Source organism: Nocardiopsis sp. NPDC006198 (genome assembly GCF_040613895.1).
GTDB lineage: Bacteria > Actinomycetota > Actinomycetes > Streptosporangiales > Streptosporangiaceae > Nocardiopsis > Nocardiopsis tropica.
In genome coordinates this window covers 64,954-82,591 of sequence record NZ_JBEXSY010000027.1, presented here as the reverse complement: position 1 = coordinate 82,591, position 17,638 = coordinate 64,954, and the positions used below count along the sequence as shown (strand labels likewise).

Below are 17,638 nucleotides of genomic sequence, written 5' to 3'. Positions count from 1 at the left end.
CGAACACGAACCACAGGTTCATGCCGCCCATCTCCTCGACCCAGCGGTGTTCGCGGGAGTCGAGCCAGACGACCTGGTCGCACCCCTTCTCGACCGCCTGGGACTGCGCGAGGAAGCTCGCCGCGTAGTTGCCCGCGAACTTCGCCGCGCCGGTCCCGCCCGGGGCCGCGCGCGTGTAGTCCTTGGACAGCCAGACGGTCACCGGCTTGACGCCGCCGGAGAAGTACGAGCCGACCGGGGACGCGATCAGCAGGTAGAGGTAGCTGCGGGACGGGTGGTTCACGCCCAGGCCGACGTCCGTCGAGATCATGAACGGGCGCAGGTAGAGGCTGAAGTACTCCTTGTCCGGCACCCAGGCGCCGTCGTGCTGGAGGAGCAGGTCGATGGACTCGAGGAACAGCTCCTCGGGAAGCGCCGGCATGGCCATGCGCGCCGCGCTCCTGTTGAGCCGGGCGGCGTTGGCCTCGGGACGGAACGACGCGAGCGAGCCGTCCGGGTGGCGGTAGGCCTTGAGTCCCTCGAAGATCTCCTGGGCGTAGTGCAGGGCCGATGTGGCCGGGTCCAGGCTCAGCGGGCCGTACGGCTCCAGCTTGGCGTCGTGCCACCCCCGGCCCTCGGTGTAGCGGATGGTCACCATGTGGTCGGTGAACACCTGCCCGAAACCGGGATCCTCCAGCAGTGCCTCCCGCTCCTGCGGGGTCTTCCGCCGGTCGGAGAGCTGGATGTCGAACGTCAACCCCGCTGTGGTGGTGTCGTTGTTCATGTCGTCGGTGGTCCTCTCGGGTGCAACAGGTCGGCAGCGCCGCCGACCTGGAATCCAGTCTGGCGGAAGAGCGCACCCGGTGCCAGGGCGGACCCTGGGGCCCGGACACGGCGACAGGCGCGCTCGGGTTGTTCCGGGCGCGCCTGCCGGTGTCGGTCCCAGGGACCGTGCCACCCGTCGAGCGGGTGGCCCCTTGCCGTCGGCCGCGCCTCGGAGAAGGGCAGGGCCGACGGAACGTGCGTCAGCCCTGCTCGGCTACTCGCGCGGCGAGGTCGTCGCCGACCTGGGCCGTGGATCGCGACCCGCCGCCCTGGGCGCGGGTCTTGAGGTCCGCGGCGACCGCGTTCTCGATGCGGCGGGCCGCCTCGGGGACCCCCAGGTGGTCGAGCATCGTCGCGGCGGACAGCACCGTGGCGGTGGGGTCGGCCTTGCCCTGGCCCGCGATGTCGGGCGCGGAGCCGTGGACGGGCTCGAACATGCTGGGGAACGTGTTGTCCGGGTTGATGTTGCCGCTGGCGGCCAGGCCGATGCCACCGGTGATGGCGGCGCCGATGTCGGTGATGATGTCGCCGAACAGGTTGTCGGTGACGACCACGTCGAAGCGCGCGGGCTGGTTGACGAAGAACATCGACGCGGCGTCGACGTGGCAGTAGTCCACGGCGACCTGCGGGTACTCGGAGCCGACCTCCCGCACCACGCGCTGCCACAGCTCGCCGGCGAAGGTCAGGACGTTGTCCTTGTGGACCAGCGTGAGCTTCCTGCGCGGTCGGGACGCGGCCTTCTCGAAGGCGTAGCGGACCACGCGCTCCACGCCGAAGCGGGTGTTGACGCTGTCCTGCGTGGCGACCTCGTGGGGGGTGCCCTTGCGCAGCACGCCGCCGGCTCCGGCGTAGGGGCCCTCGGTTCCCTCGCGGACCACGAGCATGTCGATGTCCTCGGGGCCCACGCCCGCGAGCGGGCTGGCCACCCCCGGGTACAGGCGGACCGGGCGCAGGTTGACGTAGTGGTCGAAGTCGAAGCGCAGGCGCAGCAGCAGCCCGCGCTCCAGCACCCCGCTGGGCACGGACGGGTCGCCGACCGCGCCGAGGTAGAGGGCCTCGTGTCCGGCCAGCTCGGTCCGGACCGATTCGGGCAGCGTCTCGCCCGTGCGGTGCCAGAGCTTGGCGCCCAGCTCGTACTCGGTGGTCTCCACGGCGAGGTCCTGCTGGGCGGCCGCGACCTCCAGCACCTTGAGCCCTTCGGCCACGACCTCGGGGCCGATCCCGTCTCCGGGGATGACGGCCAGTTTCACGGTGCGAGCTGCCATACGGACTGCCTCTGCTTCGGGTACGACCCCACCGGGCATTTCTCAGATGGTGAGATCAGATTGAACACTGGATGAGACAACCTTACCGGCCCGGGAGACCCGGGGCGTCCCGCCCGCGCGATTGTGCGCCGCGGGTCCGGACCTCCCCCCGGCCCCCTCCCCGGGACGGGGCCCGCGCGGCGCCGCCGGGGCGGCGACCCCCGGAACACGACCGCCCGCCGGGCGCCGGGGCGCCCCGCGCGACGGGTCGGCGGACTCAGGCCCGGCGGTTCAGGGCGTCCTGGAGGGCGCGGTTGAGCTCGTCCTCGGAGTCGGGCGCGGTCGGGTACTCGATCATGTCGTACATGCGATCCTCCGGATGCGTTGCGTGACCGGCCCTGGGAACGGCCCGGCCACGGGCCTTCGCGGTTGCGCCCTGCGGCGCCGCGCGCTCTGCGGCCGCGGCCCGGCGGGATGGCGCCGAACGGCGGAGGAGCGCGGAACGTGGGCGGCGGTGCCCACCGGAATCAGGAGCTCGCCCCCGGCGGGTTCGTCTGCCGGAATCGCCGACGCGGGCCCCGGTCGGAGCGGGCGCGGCACTGGGTGGCGGCGTGCGGCGGTGGAGCCGACGCCACCAACTCCTAGGACTTCAGAATATCGGATGTCCAACTATATGACCAGCAATTCCCACGATGTGAGACACGCTGGTGTCGCCGCAGTTCAACCGGGCGGCCCGACTCCGTCACGGCCCCTGCACGCGCGCTCCCCGGGCGGTCCGGCCGAGTAGCAGCCGCACGCCGAAGCCGCGGACGAGCACCCGGATACGGCGCTCCCAGCGGTCGGCGGCGGCGCGGTGCCGGTCGGCCGCCCTCAGCGCCCGCCTCATCCGCCTGTGCCAGTCGGCCGGCGGCCCCTCCCCGCCGGGGCGGTCCGCCTCCAGGACCTCGGCCGGGTCGACCTCGTGCTCGCCCCACAGTTCGGCCACCGCGGCGTCGAGGTCCGGCCCGGAGGCCCCCAGGCGCCGGGCGCGGGCGAAGGCGGCCGTCCGCTCCAGGCGGAGCCCGCCCGCACCGCGTACGCGGACGAGGCCCGCACCGCACGCGTCCGCCGCGGCGGCCAGGGCGTCCACGGCCCCGGGGCGCACGGGCGCCCCGGGCGGAACCAGGAGCCGGAACGGGACGTCCGGGTCCGCCCGCGGCGCCTCCTCGGCGAACACCACCCGCGACTCGCACCGGAAGGCCTCCCTCACCAGCCTCGGCTCCGCGTCCGGATCGTCCAGGACGGCGTGCCTGCCGGACGGCACGTCCCGCCACGGCCCCACCAGCGTGATCCGCACATCCGCCGCGTCACCCCCCAGCAGGCGCTCCACCGTGTCCGACACCGCCTCGAACCGGGCCCCCGCCACCTCCACCACCACCTCCGCGAAGGGCACCTGCCACTCCCGGCGGCGCGAGGCCCGGCGGGAGCGCAGGAGCGGGACCCTGTCCTCCAGGCGGAGCCGGTGGAATCGTGCGTCACCGTCCCCCCGCGGCACGCCGGGGCCCCTGACCCCCGCAGCGGGCTCCGGGACGAACACCGCGCCCCGCTGCGCCAGCCGGTACGCCAGGTGGTCCTCCCCTCCCACGAGCGCGGCGGGGCCGCTCCCCCCGCACTCGGCCAGCAGCCCGCCCCGCACCGACCAGGCCGACCCGGCGAGGGCGCGCCACCCCCGGTGTCCCGCGTTCCCCGGTCCCTCCGAGGGATCGCGGCCCCCGGAGGCCGCGGCCTCCGGTCCCGGTCCCCCGTCCGGCTCCGGGGAGGCCGCCCCGCTCAGCACCACGAGGTGGTCGGCGAGGTGGTGCCGGCGCATGTGCGCCTCCACGTGGGTGCGGCCGACCTCCGTTCCGGCCTCCAGCCACAGCACCGCCGCGTCCGGGGAGGACTCCGCCACCGCCCGTACCGCGTCCTGCGGCCCCGACCGGCCGGGGCCGGCGGCGACGATCCGCGTGTTCTCCGGGCGGACCTGCGGCAGCCGGACCGGTGTGCCGCCGTCGTCCACCACCACGACCTCCGTGAGCCGCGCCGGATAGGTCTGCGCGGCCAGCGACGCCAGCGTCGGGCCGAGCCTCCCCCGCGCGCCGCACGCCCGGACGACCACGACGGCGTCCAGCTCCGGCTCCCATCCGCCCGGGTCCGGCGGCTCCGGTGCCGGGTGGTCGTTGCGGCGGACGCGGGCGGTGCCCGCCCCGTTCCGTCCCGCCGGCGCGCCGGCGCGGCCCCGTGTCCCGACCGTCTCCGCCATACCGCCGATCCCCCTCATCCGATGACCCGGCGCACGAACCTGCCGCTGCGGGTGCCCGTCAGCCAGCGGTACCTGCGCTCCAGGCGTCCGGCCCTCGCCTCCTGCTCCGCGGCCTCCCGCTCGGCGAGCGCCAGCGCGCTCCGCCAGTCCTCCGGGGGGTCGGGCGGCCGGTCCTCCTCCGTGAGCAGCTGGGACTCGCCGTCGATCCAGTGCACGGCGCTGACCTCTCCGACCAGGGCCTCGACCTCCTCCGGCCGGTCCGCCAGCCGACGGGCCCGGGCGAACGCCGCGGTGCGCTCCAGGCGGGGTCCGCCTCGGTCGCTCCCCGGGACCACGGCGCGGAGCAGCCCGGCGCGGGCCCTGTCCGCCTCCTCCACCATGCGTCGGACGGCGTGCCGGGCGAGCGGCAGGCCCGGGGGGAGGAGGAGCCGGAACGGGACGTCCGGGTCCTCCCGCGGCACCTCCTCGGCGAACACCACCCGCGACTCGCACCGGAAGGCCTCCCGCAGCGCCGCCGTGTCGGGGCCCGGACCGTCCGGGACGGCGCGCCCCCCGGAGCGCGCACGCCGCCACGGCCCCACCAGCGTGATCCGCACATCCGCCGCGTCACCCCCCAGCAGGCGCTCCACCGTGTCCGACACCGCCTCGAACCGGGCCCCCTCCACCTCCACCACCACGTCCACGCAGGGCACCTGCCACTGCCGGACGCCCGCGCCCCGGCGCACGCCGAGCCGGGGGATGCGGTTGCCGACGAAGGGGACCCTGTACCGGACGCCCTCCGCCTTGCGGAGCTCCATCTCCGGGAGGCCCAGGTGCCAGCTGCTGCTGTCGAGTTCCGGGACGAACACCGCGCCGCGCTGCGCCAGCCGGTACGCCAGGTGCGTGTCCTCTCCCAGGAGCAGTTCGGGGTCGGTCCCCCCGCACTCGGCCAGCAGCTCCCGGCGCACCGAGCCGGTGCCCCCGATGAAGTAGGAGAACGCCTCGTATCCGGCGGTGCGCAGGTCCTCCTTGCGGTCGTAGGCCCTGCGCAGCCACGCCAGTTCCTCGCCCGGCCCCTCGACCAGGGCCTCCGGCTCCCCGCGGCCGACGGCGTCGGCCACCTCCGCCGGGCTCGGCAGTCCCGTCCCGTGGCCGACGCACCGCAGGTGGCCGGTGACCACGAGGTGGTCGGCGAGGTGGTGCCAGCGCATCTGCGCCTCGACGTGGTCCCGGAAGGCGATCATGTCGGCGTCGAGGAACAGGACCACGTCCGCTTCCGTGGCGGCCGCGCCGGTGTTCACCGCGTGCCCCCTGCCCCAGCCCCCGGGCCGGGCCGGCACGATCCGCGTGTTCGCGGGCCGGACCTGCGGCAGCCTGAGCGGCGGGTCGCTGCCGTCGTCCACGACCACGACCTCCGTGAGCCGTGCCGGATAGGTCTGCGCGGCCAGCGACGCCAGCGTCAGATCGAGCTTCTCCTGCCCGCCGAACGCCCGGACGACCACGCCGACCCCCAGCTCGGGCTCCCACGCGCCCAGCCCGGGCGGCTCCAGCACCGAGTAGTCGTTGTGGCGGATCAGCGGCCGCGGACCGCGCTCCCCCCGCCCGCGGCGGTCGAGGGCGCCCTCCCGGACGAGCGTCATCCCCTGCTCCCCTCCCTCACGGTCGGCTCTCCACGGATCTCCCACGGCGCCGCCCCTGCGGGGGCGTCCGCGGCCTCGGACTCCAGGAGCGCGCTGGGCCGCCATCCGCGGCGCCGCTCCGCGCCGTTGCGGAGGAAGTGGCCCGCGCCGACGTCCCAGGTGTGTCCCGAAGCCCTGCGGCGCAGGACGTAGTTGAGGCCGTGGCCGCGGTAGACGCGGCCGCCGAGGAGTTCGATCCCGGCGAAGAGGCCCGTGTCCTCGGCCGTGCCCACCGGCGGGAAACCGCCGACCTCCTCCACCGCCGTGCGGTCCATGAGGAGGGTTCCCCCTGCGGCCCGCCGCCACAGGCACTCCGTCGGGGCGCTCCGCCGCACCGTCAGGTCGAGGGTCTCGAGGTAGACGAACTCCGCGGCGCTGCCCACGACGTCGGCGCCGGAGTAGCGGCGCGCCAGCACCAGGTCGGCGAGGTGGTCCGGCCCGTACCAGTCGTCGTCGTCCATCTTGGCGACCGCCGAGCCGCTCGCCCGGGCGATCCCCTCGTTCAGCACCGATCCGAGGACCGCGTCCGGGTCGGGCCGGAAGACCTGCAGGGCGCGGCCGGTCCTCCGGAAGGCGGCCGTCGCCTCCCGGACCCCCGGGGCGTCCTCGCCGAACCCGTGCAGCCCGAGGACCAGTTCCACCTCCACACCGCGCTGGCGGGCCACCTGGCGCAGCGCGAACCCGAGCATCTCCGGCCGCCGGGTGCACAGCACCACCGACACCGCCGGGTCGGGCGGTCCCCCGACGCCGGCCGCCGCCCCCAGGTCCCTCCACCGCGCGCGCACGCCGTGGGTTCCCAGGGCCGCCCGGCGCAACCGGACGCTGTGCTCCTCCCGCACCAGTCCGTCCGCGAGCTCGTCCGCTCCGACCGAGGCGACCAGCGCGCACAGGTCGGCTCCGAGGCACCGGGCCCACGGCGGCACCGGGCCGCCGACGAGCGGGACCCCCGCCGCGGCCAGTCCCGCCACCGCCCGCACCGCCGCCAGCGGACCGCTGTGCCGCCCCCACTCCACGTCCACGGCGCGCAGGTCCCGCAACCGGGCGACGTCCACGTCGGTCACGGTGCCGTCCTCGGGCACCCGCCACCGCACCGATCCTCCCGAGACCAGGACCCAGCGCCCGCCCCGGGAGACCAGGCGTCCCACCTTCGGGCCCGCCCGGCCGACGAACCCGGTCGGGTTCACCGTCCGCTCGTCGACGGGCGGCACGTCCTCCACCCGGAAACGGCCGTGGACCGTGCCGCCCGGCCGCCCCGCGGCCGCCCACGAGGACTCCTCCACGCTCAGCCGGCGGACACCGCCTCCCCTCGCGCCCTCGGGGACGACGGGGCCGCCGGGCTCCGCGGGCCCCACCCGCAGCACCACGTCCGCCTTGAGGGGATCGGCCACCCGGGCGCCGCCGGGGCACCACAGACCCGCGTCCGCGCCCAGCACCGACACCGCCGGGACCGGCGCGGCCCCCGGCCGGCCGCCGACGACCCCCCGTGCCAGGGCGCCCGCCACCCTGTGCACGGACACGGGGTCCTCGAAGCACGCCTCGCACGACCAGCCTCCGCCGGCCAGGCGCCGCACACGCAGCTCCAGAAGCTCCGACCACTCCCCCGGCGCCGGCGCCACCGGGACCGGAGGCCCCTGGTGGGAGGGGACCTCCAGGAGGACCACCACCACGAACGGCGCGGGCGGCAGGATCCCGAGGGGGACCAGCGCCCTCCTCAGGTCGGTCGCCGTCGCGGCGACGACGGCGACCACGCCCGCGTGCGGATCCGCCGGTCCGCCTCCGGCCCCGGGCTCCCCGACGACGACCCGGTCCAGGTCGACCGCCCTGTCCCCGGCGCCGAGGCCGAGCTCCCCGACCGCTTCCGCAGCCGCGGCGCCGGTGTGGCAGACCAGGGTGGGGAGGGAGCCCCGGAGCCGCAGGGCGTCCGCGAGCTCTCCCCCGGTCACGAGGCGGCCCGGGCCCGCACCGCGTCCGCGGAGGCCCCTGCCCCGAGGACGGCGTCGGAGCGCTCGGCCGACGCCCTCCCGCGTCCCGGGCCCCGGGCCCCGTGGTCCTCCCCGGGGATGACCAGCGCGCCCGGGGCGCAGCGGTCGAAGAGGTCAGGGACCGCGTCGACCCCCGCCGCCCCCGTCACGCGGGTGAGGTGCAGGAGGTCGATGCCGTGCAGTCCGTCCAGGTCCGAGGCTCCGCGCACCTCGACGACCCCGGAGAGCCCGTGTGCCGCGACCATGGCCCGGACCAGGCCCGCGCACCGGGGGTCGCTCTCCAGCGCCACCAGCCTCCCGGCCCGGAACCGGCGGAGCGCCAGGCCCAGCCAGAGCGTGGACGCGCCGCTGCCGACCTCCACCACCAGGTGCGGACGCCGGTCCCGCACCGCCCTGACGACCCGCTCCACCGTCTCGGGGGAGACCCCGTCCTCCCCGGGCGCCGGCATGGGCGCGTCAGGACCCAGGAGCGCCTCCAGCTCGCGGACGGCCCTCCCCTCCGCCGGGGTTCCCGGCTCCCGCACGGCGGGGACCGCACGCTCCCCGCCCCCTCCCGCGGACGCGTCGCACAGCGCGTGCACCGATTCCTCCATCCGGGCGAGGCGGCCGGTCAGGTCGTCGGCGCGGGCGAAGAGCTCGCTCCGGTTCTCCCCCGCGATCTCGGCGATCTCGCGCGCGTGCCGGTCGAACCTCAGCCGGAGCGACCGCAGCTGCGCGGTGTTGCGCCGCACGAGGACCGCGAGGAGCCCGACCGCGCCGAAGGCCCCGGAAAGGGCGGTGAGGTGGAGCGCGGACCGGATGTCGACCACCCCGTACACGAGCATCACCAGGAGCGTTCCCGCCCAGGCCGCCACGGCCGCCCCCAGCGCCACCGCGAACCGTCGACGTGGAAAATGCAATTCAATCCCCCCGGCATCGAGTCGAACTATGGAGGCGGAATCCAGGACAGCGACCCCGCCGACACCCGAACCCGTTCGAGAAGGACTCCACAAGCGCGGATCCGGACGGACACGAGCACCATGACCAGCGATATCCTTGCACAGGAAAAGAAATAACCTTCACATAACACGAGGCCGGATCCCCCTTCGACCCTTCTCCGTGCACCCATCAGGTACACCTGGGACATTTCCCAAGGAAATTCAAAAAAGGTGACATCCGTGGCCAGGAACGGCTTTTCTCCCCCGTTGTCGCGGGGCGCCGCACCGGCCTTCCGCGCGCAGGGCGCCGCGCACGGAAAAGGGCCGCTCCCACCGATCGGTGGGAGCGGCCCTCCAGGCTGTGCCGTGGTCGCGGCGCGGCCCCGCGGTTCTGCCGCGGGCCCTAGTCCTCCAGGTCGATCTGGCGGCTGATGTCCGCGTCGATCTCGCCCGAGATCGACGACAGGATCTCCTCGGGCACGGCGGAGTCGACGGTGAGCGCGATCAGCGCCTTGCCGCCCTCCTGGTCCCGGATGACCTGCATCCCCGCGATGTTGACGTCCGCGTCGCCCAGCAGGGCGCCGACCTTGCCGACGACGCCGGGGCGGTCCTCGTAGGCCAGGAACACCATGTGCTCGGCCAGGCCGATCTCCATGGTGTAGTTGTTGATCTCGACCAGCTTCTCGATCTGGCGCGGGCCGGTCAGGGTCCCGGACACCGACACCCGGGTGCCGTCGGCGAGGACGCCGCGCACCGAGATCAGGTTGCGCCAGTCGCTGCTGTCGTCGCTGGTGACGAGGTTGACCTCGACACCGCGCTCCTTCGCGAGCAGGGGGGCGTTGACGAACGTCACCGTGTCCTCGACCACGTCGGCGAACACGCCCTTGAGAGCGGCCAGCTCCAGGACCTTCACATCGTGGGCGGCGATCTCGCCGCGCACCTCGACGTCGATGCGGCTGGCGATGGTGCCCGCGAGGGAGGTGAAGACCCGGCCGAGCTTCTCGGTGAGGGGCAGGCCCGGCTTGATCTCCTCAGCCACGCCGGTGCCCTGCACGTTCACGGCGTCCGGCACGAACTCGCCCGACAGCGCCAGCTTGACCGAGCGCGCGACCTGCGTGCCGGCCTTCTCCTGCGCCTCCTCGGTGCTCGCGCCCAGGTGGGGGGCGACCACGACGTTCTCGAACTCGAAGAGCGGGCTGTCCGTGCAGGGCTCCTTGGCGAACACGTCGATGCCCGCGCCGGCGACACGGCCGTCCTTCAGGGCCCGGTACAGCGCGTCCTCGTCCAGGATGCCGCCGCGCGCGGCGTTGATGACGCGCACCGTCGGCTTGACCTTGCTCAGCGCCTCGTCACCGATGAGGCCCAGGGTGTCCTTGTTCTTGGGCAGGTGGATGGTGATGAAGTCGGAGCGCTCCAGCAGCTCGTCCAGCGTGGTCATCTCCACACCGATCTGCGCCGCGCGGGCGGGCTGCACGAACGGGTCGTACGCGATGACCTTGGTCCCGAAGGCCGACAGGCGCTGCGCCACGAGGGCGCCGATCCGGCCGAGGCCGACGACGCCGACGGTCTTCTCGTACAGCTCGACGCCGGTGTACTTGGACCGCTTCCACTCGCCGTTGATGAGGGCGTTGTGGGCCGGGGCGGTGTTGCGGGCGCTGGCCAGCAGCAGGTTGATGGCCTGCTCCGCGGCGCTGATGATGTTGGAGGTCGGGGCGTTGACCACCAGGACGCCCGCCTTGGTGGCGGCGTCCACGTCCACGTTGTCCAGGCCGACGCCCGCGCGGGCGACCACCTGGAGCCGGGAGGCCGCGGCCAGGGCCTCGGCGTCCACCTTGGTCGCGCTGCGCACGATCAGGGCGTCGACGTCGGCGAGGGCGGGCAGGAGCTCGGACCGGTCGGCGCCGTTGACGTGGCGCACCTCGAAGTCCTCTTCGAGCAGCGCGATTCCGGCGGGCGAGAGTTCTTCCGCTACGAGTACGGCGGGTTTGGGCACAACGGTTCCTTTTCGGGTGGTGCGACCCGATCGCGCAGGTGGTTGGCACTGCCCGGATCGGGTGGGACGGCCGATCAAAAGTCTACTGCCCGGGTAGGGAAGCCCGACGGGGGCAGGTGGTGTAGTCCACCTGCCCCCGGTTCACGGGGTCCTCGCCCGGTCCCCTAGGCCTTGAGCCAGCTCATCAGCGGACGCAGTTCGGCGCCCACCTTCTCGATCTTCTCGTTCTGCTCGGCCTCGCGGCGCTTCTTGAAGGTCGGCTGGCCGGCGTCGAACTCGTCCATGAGCTCCTTGGCGTAGGAGCCGTCCTGGATCTCGCCGAGGATCTTGCGCATCTCCTCGCGGGTCTGCTCGGTGATGACGCGCGGGCCGCGGGTGTAGCCGCCGTACTCCGCGTTGTCGGACACCGACCAGTTCATCTTGGAGATGCCGCCCTCGTACATGAGGTCGACGATCAGCTTGAGCTCATGCAGGCACTCGAAGTAGGCGATCTCCGGCTGGTAGCCCGCCTCGACCAGGGTGGCGAAACCGGCCTTGACCAGCTCCTCGGTGCCGCCGCACAGCACGGCCTGCTCACCGAACAGGTCGGTCTCGGTCTCCTCGGTGAACGTCGTCCGGATCACGCCCGCCTTGGTGCCGCCGATGCCCTTGGCCCACGACAGGGCCAGGTCCCAGGCCTGTCCGCTGGCGTCCTTCTCGACCGCGACCAGGCAGGGCACGCCGCGCCCGGCCTCGAACTGGCGGCGGACCAGGTGGCCCGGGCCCTTGGGGGCGACCATGGCCACGTCCACGCCCGCGGGCGGCTTGATGAGGCCGTAGCGGATGCTGAAGCCGTGGCCGAAGAACAGGGCGTTGCCCTCCTCGAGGTTCGGCGCGATCTCCTCGGCGTACAGGTCCCGGTGGATGTGGTCGGGGACCAGGATCATGATGACGTCGGCCTCGCGGGTGGCCTCCGCGGGGGTGACGACGCGCAGGCCCTCCTCCTCGGCCTTGGCGCGGCTCTTGGAGCCCTCGGCGAGGCCGACCCGCACGTCCACGCCCGAGTCGCGCAGCGACAGCGCGTGCGCGTGCCCCTGACTGCCGTAGCCGATCACGGCGACCTTCTTGCTCTGGATGAGCGCGAGGTCCGCGGCGTCGTCGTAGTACATCTGTGCTGCCACTTGGGAATGCTCCTTGTTCTTGCGTACGTGTGGGGTCGGGGTGGGCGGTCGTCCGCGCCCGCCGGTCGGCCGGGAGGGCCCGCGGCTCCGGCGCCCTCCCGGGCGCCCGGCGGCCTCAGGCGCTGCGGTCGACGGTGCGGAGGGAACGGTCGGTGATCGACCGCGGCCCGCGGCCCAGGGCGACCAGCCCTGACTTGACGAGCTCCCTGATGCCGAACGGCTCCAGGTTCCTCACCAGGGCATCGAGTTTCTCCGGGTCGCCGACGGCCTCGATGACGACGACGTCCGGGCTGACGTCCACGATGTGCGCGCGGAACAGCTCGGCCGTCTGAAGCACATGGGTGCGGCTCGACGCGTCGGCCTTGACCTTGACGAGCAGGAGCTCGCGCCGGACCGACGCGGTGGTGTCCATCTCCACGATCTTGACGACGTTGACCAGCTTGTTGAGCTGTTTGGTCACCTGCTCCAAGGGGTGGAGGTCGCAGTTGACCACGATTGTCATCCGGGACAGTCCTGGGTACTCGGTGGTGCTGACACTGAGTGAGTCGATGTTGAAGCCGCGGCGGGAGAAGAGGGAGGAGGCGCGGGCGAGGATACCCGGGGTGTCCTCCACCAGAACGGAAAGCGTGTGACTGCTCATGGTGGTTCGGCCTTCTCCTCTTAGTCCTCGTGTTCCCAGTTCGGCGCCATGTCGCGCGCGTACTGGATGTTGTCGTTGCTGACGCCGGGGCCGACCATCGGCCAGACCATGGCGTCGTGGTTGACCGTGAAGTCCACGACGACGGGTGCGTCGTCGATCGCCATGGCCTTCTCGATGGTGGCGTCGATGTCCTCGGCGCGCTCGCAGCGCAGGCCGACACAACCGTACGCCTCCGCGAGGCGGACGAAGTCGGGGATCCGGACCTTCTCGTCCCGGGGCGAGGTCTGGAGGTCGGTGTTGGAGTAGCGGCCCTCGTAGTAGAGGGTCTGCCACTGGCGGACCATGCCCAGGTTGCCGTTGTTGACCACCGCGACCTTAACGGGGATCCCCTCGATGGCGCAGGTGGCCAGTTCCTGGTTGGTCATCTGGAAGCAGCCGTCGCCGTCCACGGACCAGACGACCCGGTCGGGGTCGCCGACCTTGGCGCCCAGGGCGGCGGGGACGGAGAAGCCCATGGTGCCGAGCCCGCCGGAGTTGACGAAGGATCCGGGGCGCTCGTAGTCGATGAACTGGGCGGCCCACATCTGGTGCTGGCCGACGCCCGCGACGTAGGTGGCCTCCGGGCCGGCGATCTGGCCCAGGCGCTGGATGACGGCCTGCGGGGAGAGGCTGCCGTCGTCGGAGGCCTCGTAACCCTTGGGGTAGGTGGTGCGCATGCGGTTGAGCTGCTGCCACCAGGCCTCGTAGTCGCCCTGCCGGCCCTTCTCCTGGTCGGCGCGGACGGCCACGACCATGTCCGCGAGGACCTCGCGGCAGTCGCCGACGATGGGCACGTCGGCGTGGCGGTTCTTGGAGATCTCGGCCGGGTCGATGTCGGCGTGGACGATCTTGGCGTCGGGGGCGAAGCTGTCGAGCCTGCCGGTGACGCGGTCGTCGAAGCGCGCGCCCAGGGCGACGATGAGGTCGGCCTTCTGGAGGGCCCCGACGGCGCTGACGTCGCCGTGCATCCCGGGCATGCCCACGAACTGCGGGTGGCTGTCGGGGAAGACGCCCCGGGCCATCAGCGTGGTGACGACGGGGGCGCCGGTGATCTCGGCGAGGACGCGCAGCTCGGCCGCGGCGCCGGCGCGCAGGACGCCGCCGCCGACGTACAGGACGGGGCGGCGGGCCTCGGCCATCATGCGGGCCGCCTCGCGGACCTGCTTGCCGTGGGGCTTGGTGACCGGCCGGTAGCCGGGGAGTTCGAGGCGTTCGGGCCAGACGAAGTCGGCGGAGGCCTGGAGCGCGTCCTTGGAGATGTCGACCAGGACCGGCCCGGGGCGTCCGCTGGAGGCGATGTGGAAGGCCTCGGCGATGGTCCGGGGGATGTCGCGGGCGTTCTTGACCAGGAAGTTGTGCTTGGTGATCGGCATCGTGATGCCGCAGATGTCGGCTTCCTGGAAGGCGTCCGTGCCGATCATGGGGGCCGCGACCTGCCCGGTGATGGCGACCATCGGGACCGAGTCCATGTGGGCGTCGGCGAGGGGGGTCACCAGGTTGGTGGCGCCGGGCCCGCTGGTGGCCATGCACACCCCGGGCCGGCCGGTCGCGTAGGCGTAGCCCTCGGCGGCGTGCCCGGCCCCCTGCTCGTGGCGCATGAGGATGTGGCGCACCTCGGCCGAGTCGTAGAGCGGGTCGTAGGCCGGGAGGATGGCACCGCCGGGAATCCCGAAGACAGTGTCAACGCCGACCTGCTCCAGCGACCTGATCAGCGATTGGGCGCCGGTCATCTGCTCGGTCATCTCAAGATCCTTCAGCGAGGTTCCAGAGCGGTGCTGGGGCTCTGGCTTGGTGGGTCTGGTCCCTGCCTGGCAATAAAAAAACCCCCACCGCCCTGTGGCGGTTGAGGGGTGGCGCGCAGCAGAAGAAACTCAGTGGGCTGCGCGCCGACCAAGTACGAGGATCAGGGAGGTGTTCTGCACGTTGACCACATTGGCCGACGGAGGGGCCGCCCGTCAACAAGAACGACATAATGTCTCATTATGTGAGACTCATATGTCAGCATGCGACCGCACCCCTCGCTGAGAAGCCCTTCTGAACTGGACCAACCACCACAAGACCCCCACCGCGTGTAACACAGAACACGTGGCGGGGGTCGTGTGCGACCGGGGGGTCGGGGGGCGCGTCCGGGGTCAGAGGTTGACCCCGGCCTCCCCCCCGACGAGCGACTCGACGCCGCTCGCGGGCATCGGACGGGCCACCAGGAAGCCCTGGCCGTGGTCGCAGCCCATGGCCCTCAGCTGCTCCAGCTGCTCGGGGCGCTCGATGCCCTCCGCCACCACCTGCACCCCCAGGTCGCGGCCCAGCTGGATGATCGTGTGGGTGAGCAGGGTGACCGTGTCGTCGCGCCCGAGGTCGGCGATGAAGGACGGGTCGATCTTGATCGCGTCCACGCTGAGCCGCCGCAGGTGCGCCAGCGACGCGTAGCCCATGCCGTAGTCGTCGATGGCCAGCCGCACGCCCAGCTCCCGGAGCTCCGCCAGGCGCTGCACCGCCTCGCCGCCGTCGTCCAGCAGGACCTCCTCGTCCACCTCCAGGGTGAGCACGTCGGAGGACAGCCCCGTCTCGGCGAGGACGCCGGCCACCGTCTCCATGAAGCGGGGCGACAGGACCTGCTTCACGGACAGGTTGACCGACAGGCCGATGTCCCAGTCCGAGAGCCGCCACACCGCGACCTTCTCGCACGCCTCGCGGAGGATCCACTCCCCCAGCGGCACGATCAGCCCCGACTCCTCGGCGGCGCCGAGGAACGCGTCCGGACCGACCGCCTCCCCGTCGCGGTCCCAGCGCACCAGCGCCTCCACCGAGGTCACCTGGGAGGTGCCCAGGTCGACGACCGGCTGGTACTCCAGGAAGAAGTCGCCGTTGGCCAGCGCCTCGCGCAGGCGTATCTGCAGCTCCAGGCGGGAGACGACCATGTCGTGCATATGGGCGGCGTAGACCTCCACGTGCCCCGCGCCGCGCTCCTTGGCCCTGGTCATGGCCACGTCGGCGTTGCGCAGCAGCTCGCCGCTGTCGGTGGTGGGCTCCGCGAAGGCCACCCCCGTGCTGGCGGTCAGCATGATGTCCCGGTCGGCCACCTGGAAGGGCTCGGAGGCGATCACGCGGCCCAGGCGCTCGGCCAGGTCGACCACCCGCTGGGCCCGGGGCACCCCCTCCACCAGGACCGCGAACTCGTCGCCGCCCCACCGGGCCAGGGTGGCGTTGGAGTCCACCTCGGCGCGCAGCCTGCGGGCCGCCTGGCCCAGCAGGTGGTCCCCGCGCACGTGGCCCGCCGAGTCGTTGACGGACGTGAACCCGTCCAGGTCCAGGAAGATCACCGCGATGTCCTCGGTGGGCTCCTCGCTGATCGCCCTGTGCGCCAGCACGTCGCTGGCCCGCTCCTCCAGGTACGCCCGGTTGGGAAGCCCGGTCACCCCGTCGTGGAACGTCAGGTGCTCCACCTCGTCCTGGAGGGCCACCTGCGCGCTGATGTCGCGGGTGGTCACCAGCAGGCGGTCGGGCTCCCCCGGCTGCTCGTACAGGGAGGCGGTCGACTCGGTGTGCCGCCAGGTCCCGTCGGCGGCCCGCACCCGCAGCCGCAGGTGCACGCCCTGCGAGCCGCGCTCGGTGAACAGGTCCGTGACGGCCTTCGTGCGCGCGAGGTCCTCGGGGTGGATCAGCGCGGTGACGGGCGCGGCGAGCACGTCGTCCAGGCGGTAGCCGAACGCCTCGGCCGTCCCCGGGCTGACGTAGAACACGCCCCCGTCCCGGTCGAGGATGAGGATGACGTCCCCGCTGTTGCGCGCCAGCTCGTGGAAGTGGCCCTCGCGGTTGCGGACCATGCGGGCGAGGGTCGCGTTCTCCTCCAGCATGCCCAGCACCCGCACCAGGAGCACGATCACGGCGGTCCCCGCCGCCAGCGGGAGCACCGGGGCCACCCCGGGCAGCCGGACCCCGGCCACCGTGAGCACCACGGCGGCGACGGCCACCGCCCCCACCGCCGCCAGCTCGGGCGCGAACCGGTACAGGCCCCTCCCCGTGATCCGGCGGGGATCGGCGCCCGGCCGGTGCTCGATCAGCCACGGCAGGGCGCCCAGGAGGGCGAAGCCCAGGAACTTGATCGGGTGCTCGACGCCCCCGGCGATGGGGACCCCGGTCAGGCGGGTGAGCGCGCCGATCATGTCCGAACCGGCGATGACGATGAGCGCCCCGATGGCCAGCAGCACCGCGCGCCGCGTGCTGTGCGGCGACATGAACACCAGCGGGACGAGCAGGCACAGGACGACGATGTCGGCGACCGGGTAGACCAGGGCGAACCCCAGGAACCCGGCGCCCTCCCCGAGCTCCTCGTAGAGGGGGGAGAACAGCAGCAGCCACACCACGGAGAACACCGCGGCGGCGCACACGTAGCTGTCGGTGATGTGGCGCATCGCGGTGCGCAGTCCGCCCGGCCAGGGGGCGAACCGGGTGAACCCCACCACGAAGAGTGGCAGCGCGGCGAGCGCGAAAAGATCACCCAGAGTGAGCGAGAGCACCGAACTGGAACTGAAGAGCCGGGTCAGACCGTGAGTGACGCCACCCGCGCACCAGGCGAGCGCGGCGAACCCGAGGTGCCGCAGCGCGGCCGGGCCGTCGGCCCCGTCGACGTGCGCGTCGCGGTCGGCCCCGGTCGCCGCCCAGCGCCGCGAGGCCAGGAGCAGGGAGAGTCCGGCGACGCCCGCGGCCAGCGCCGTCGGCCACTCGGCGAACGCCGCGGTGACGGTGGTCGACCCCAGCGGGACGAACGCCGCCGCCACGTAGACCAGGAACAGCACGCCCAGGCCGAAGATCCACAGACGGCGTGCCCGGGTTCCCATCACCGACCTCCCCGCGGGCGTGTCGCGACCGTCGCGGCACGCAGCCGCCGTCGCGCTCTCTCCTCGTACATGGAGCACCCAC

General features: G+C 73.2%; 10 protein-coding genes and 1 pseudogene. All 11 read right to left on the bottom strand.

Annotation, left to right across the window (positions count from 1 at the left end):
* The coding region (locus ABZ234_RS19565; protein ID WP_355013019.1) for a branched-chain amino acid aminotransferase at positions 1–763 on the bottom strand (763 nt) is incomplete at its 3' end.
* Between the two features lie 241 nt (positions 764–1,004).
* Positions 1,005–2,069, bottom strand: coding sequence for a 3-isopropylmalate dehydrogenase (locus ABZ234_RS19560; RefSeq protein WP_267946490.1), 1,065 nt, complete (start codon positions 2,067–2,069; stop codon positions 1,005–1,007).
* 721 nt (positions 2,070–2,790) lie between these two features.
* On the bottom strand, positions 2,791–4,329 hold the full coding sequence (locus ABZ234_RS19555; RefSeq protein ID WP_355013018.1) for a glycosyltransferase family A protein: 1,539 nt from the start codon (positions 4,327–4,329) through the stop codon (positions 2,791–2,793).
* 14 nt (positions 4,330–4,343) lie between these two features.
* The gene (locus ABZ234_RS19550) at positions 4,344–5,948 is read right to left on the bottom strand and encodes a glycosyltransferase (RefSeq protein WP_355013017.1); all 1,605 of its coding nucleotides are present in this window, start codon (positions 5,946–5,948) and stop codon (positions 4,344–4,346) included.
* The gene (locus ABZ234_RS19545; protein ID WP_355013016.1) at positions 5,945–7,930 is read right to left on the bottom strand and encodes a glycosyltransferase family A protein; all 1,986 of its coding nucleotides are present in this window, start codon (positions 7,928–7,930) and stop codon (positions 5,945–5,947) included. The genes ABZ234_RS19550 and ABZ234_RS19545 overlap by 4 nt, the downstream gene beginning before the upstream one ends.
* Entirely contained in the window at positions 7,927–8,868 is a 942-nt protein-coding gene (locus ABZ234_RS19540) for a hypothetical protein (RefSeq protein WP_355013015.1), read from the bottom strand. The genes ABZ234_RS19545 and ABZ234_RS19540 overlap by 4 nt, the downstream gene beginning before the upstream one ends.
* Before the next feature lie 421 nt (positions 8,869–9,289).
* On the bottom strand, positions 9,290–10,879 hold the full coding sequence (serA, locus tag ABZ234_RS19535; protein ID WP_344176499.1) for a phosphoglycerate dehydrogenase: 1,590 nt from the start codon (positions 10,877–10,879) through the stop codon (positions 9,290–9,292).
* A 164-nt stretch (positions 10,880–11,043) separates the two neighbouring features.
* Positions 11,044–12,039 (bottom strand): ketol-acid reductoisomerase, encoded by a 996-nt coding sequence (ilvC, locus tag ABZ234_RS19530; RefSeq protein ID WP_267946496.1) that lies wholly within the window; start codon positions 12,037–12,039, stop codon positions 11,044–11,046.
* 115 nt (positions 12,040–12,154) lie between these two features.
* Positions 12,155–12,679: an acetolactate synthase small subunit gene (gene ilvN / locus ABZ234_RS19525; RefSeq protein ID WP_267946497.1), complete on the bottom strand. Its 525-nt coding sequence runs from the start codon at positions 12,677–12,679 to the stop codon at positions 12,155–12,157.
* Between the two features lie 20 nt (positions 12,680–12,699).
* Positions 12,700–14,481, bottom strand: a pseudogene (locus tag ABZ234_RS19520) (acetolactate synthase large subunit); the annotation flags it as partial.
* A gap of 369 nt (positions 14,482–14,850) precedes the next feature.
* On the bottom strand, positions 14,851–17,556 hold the full coding sequence (locus tag ABZ234_RS19515; RefSeq protein ID WP_355013014.1) for an EAL domain-containing protein: 2,706 nt from the start codon (positions 17,554–17,556) through the stop codon (positions 14,851–14,853).
* Between the last annotated feature and the right edge of the window lie 82 nt (positions 17,557–17,638).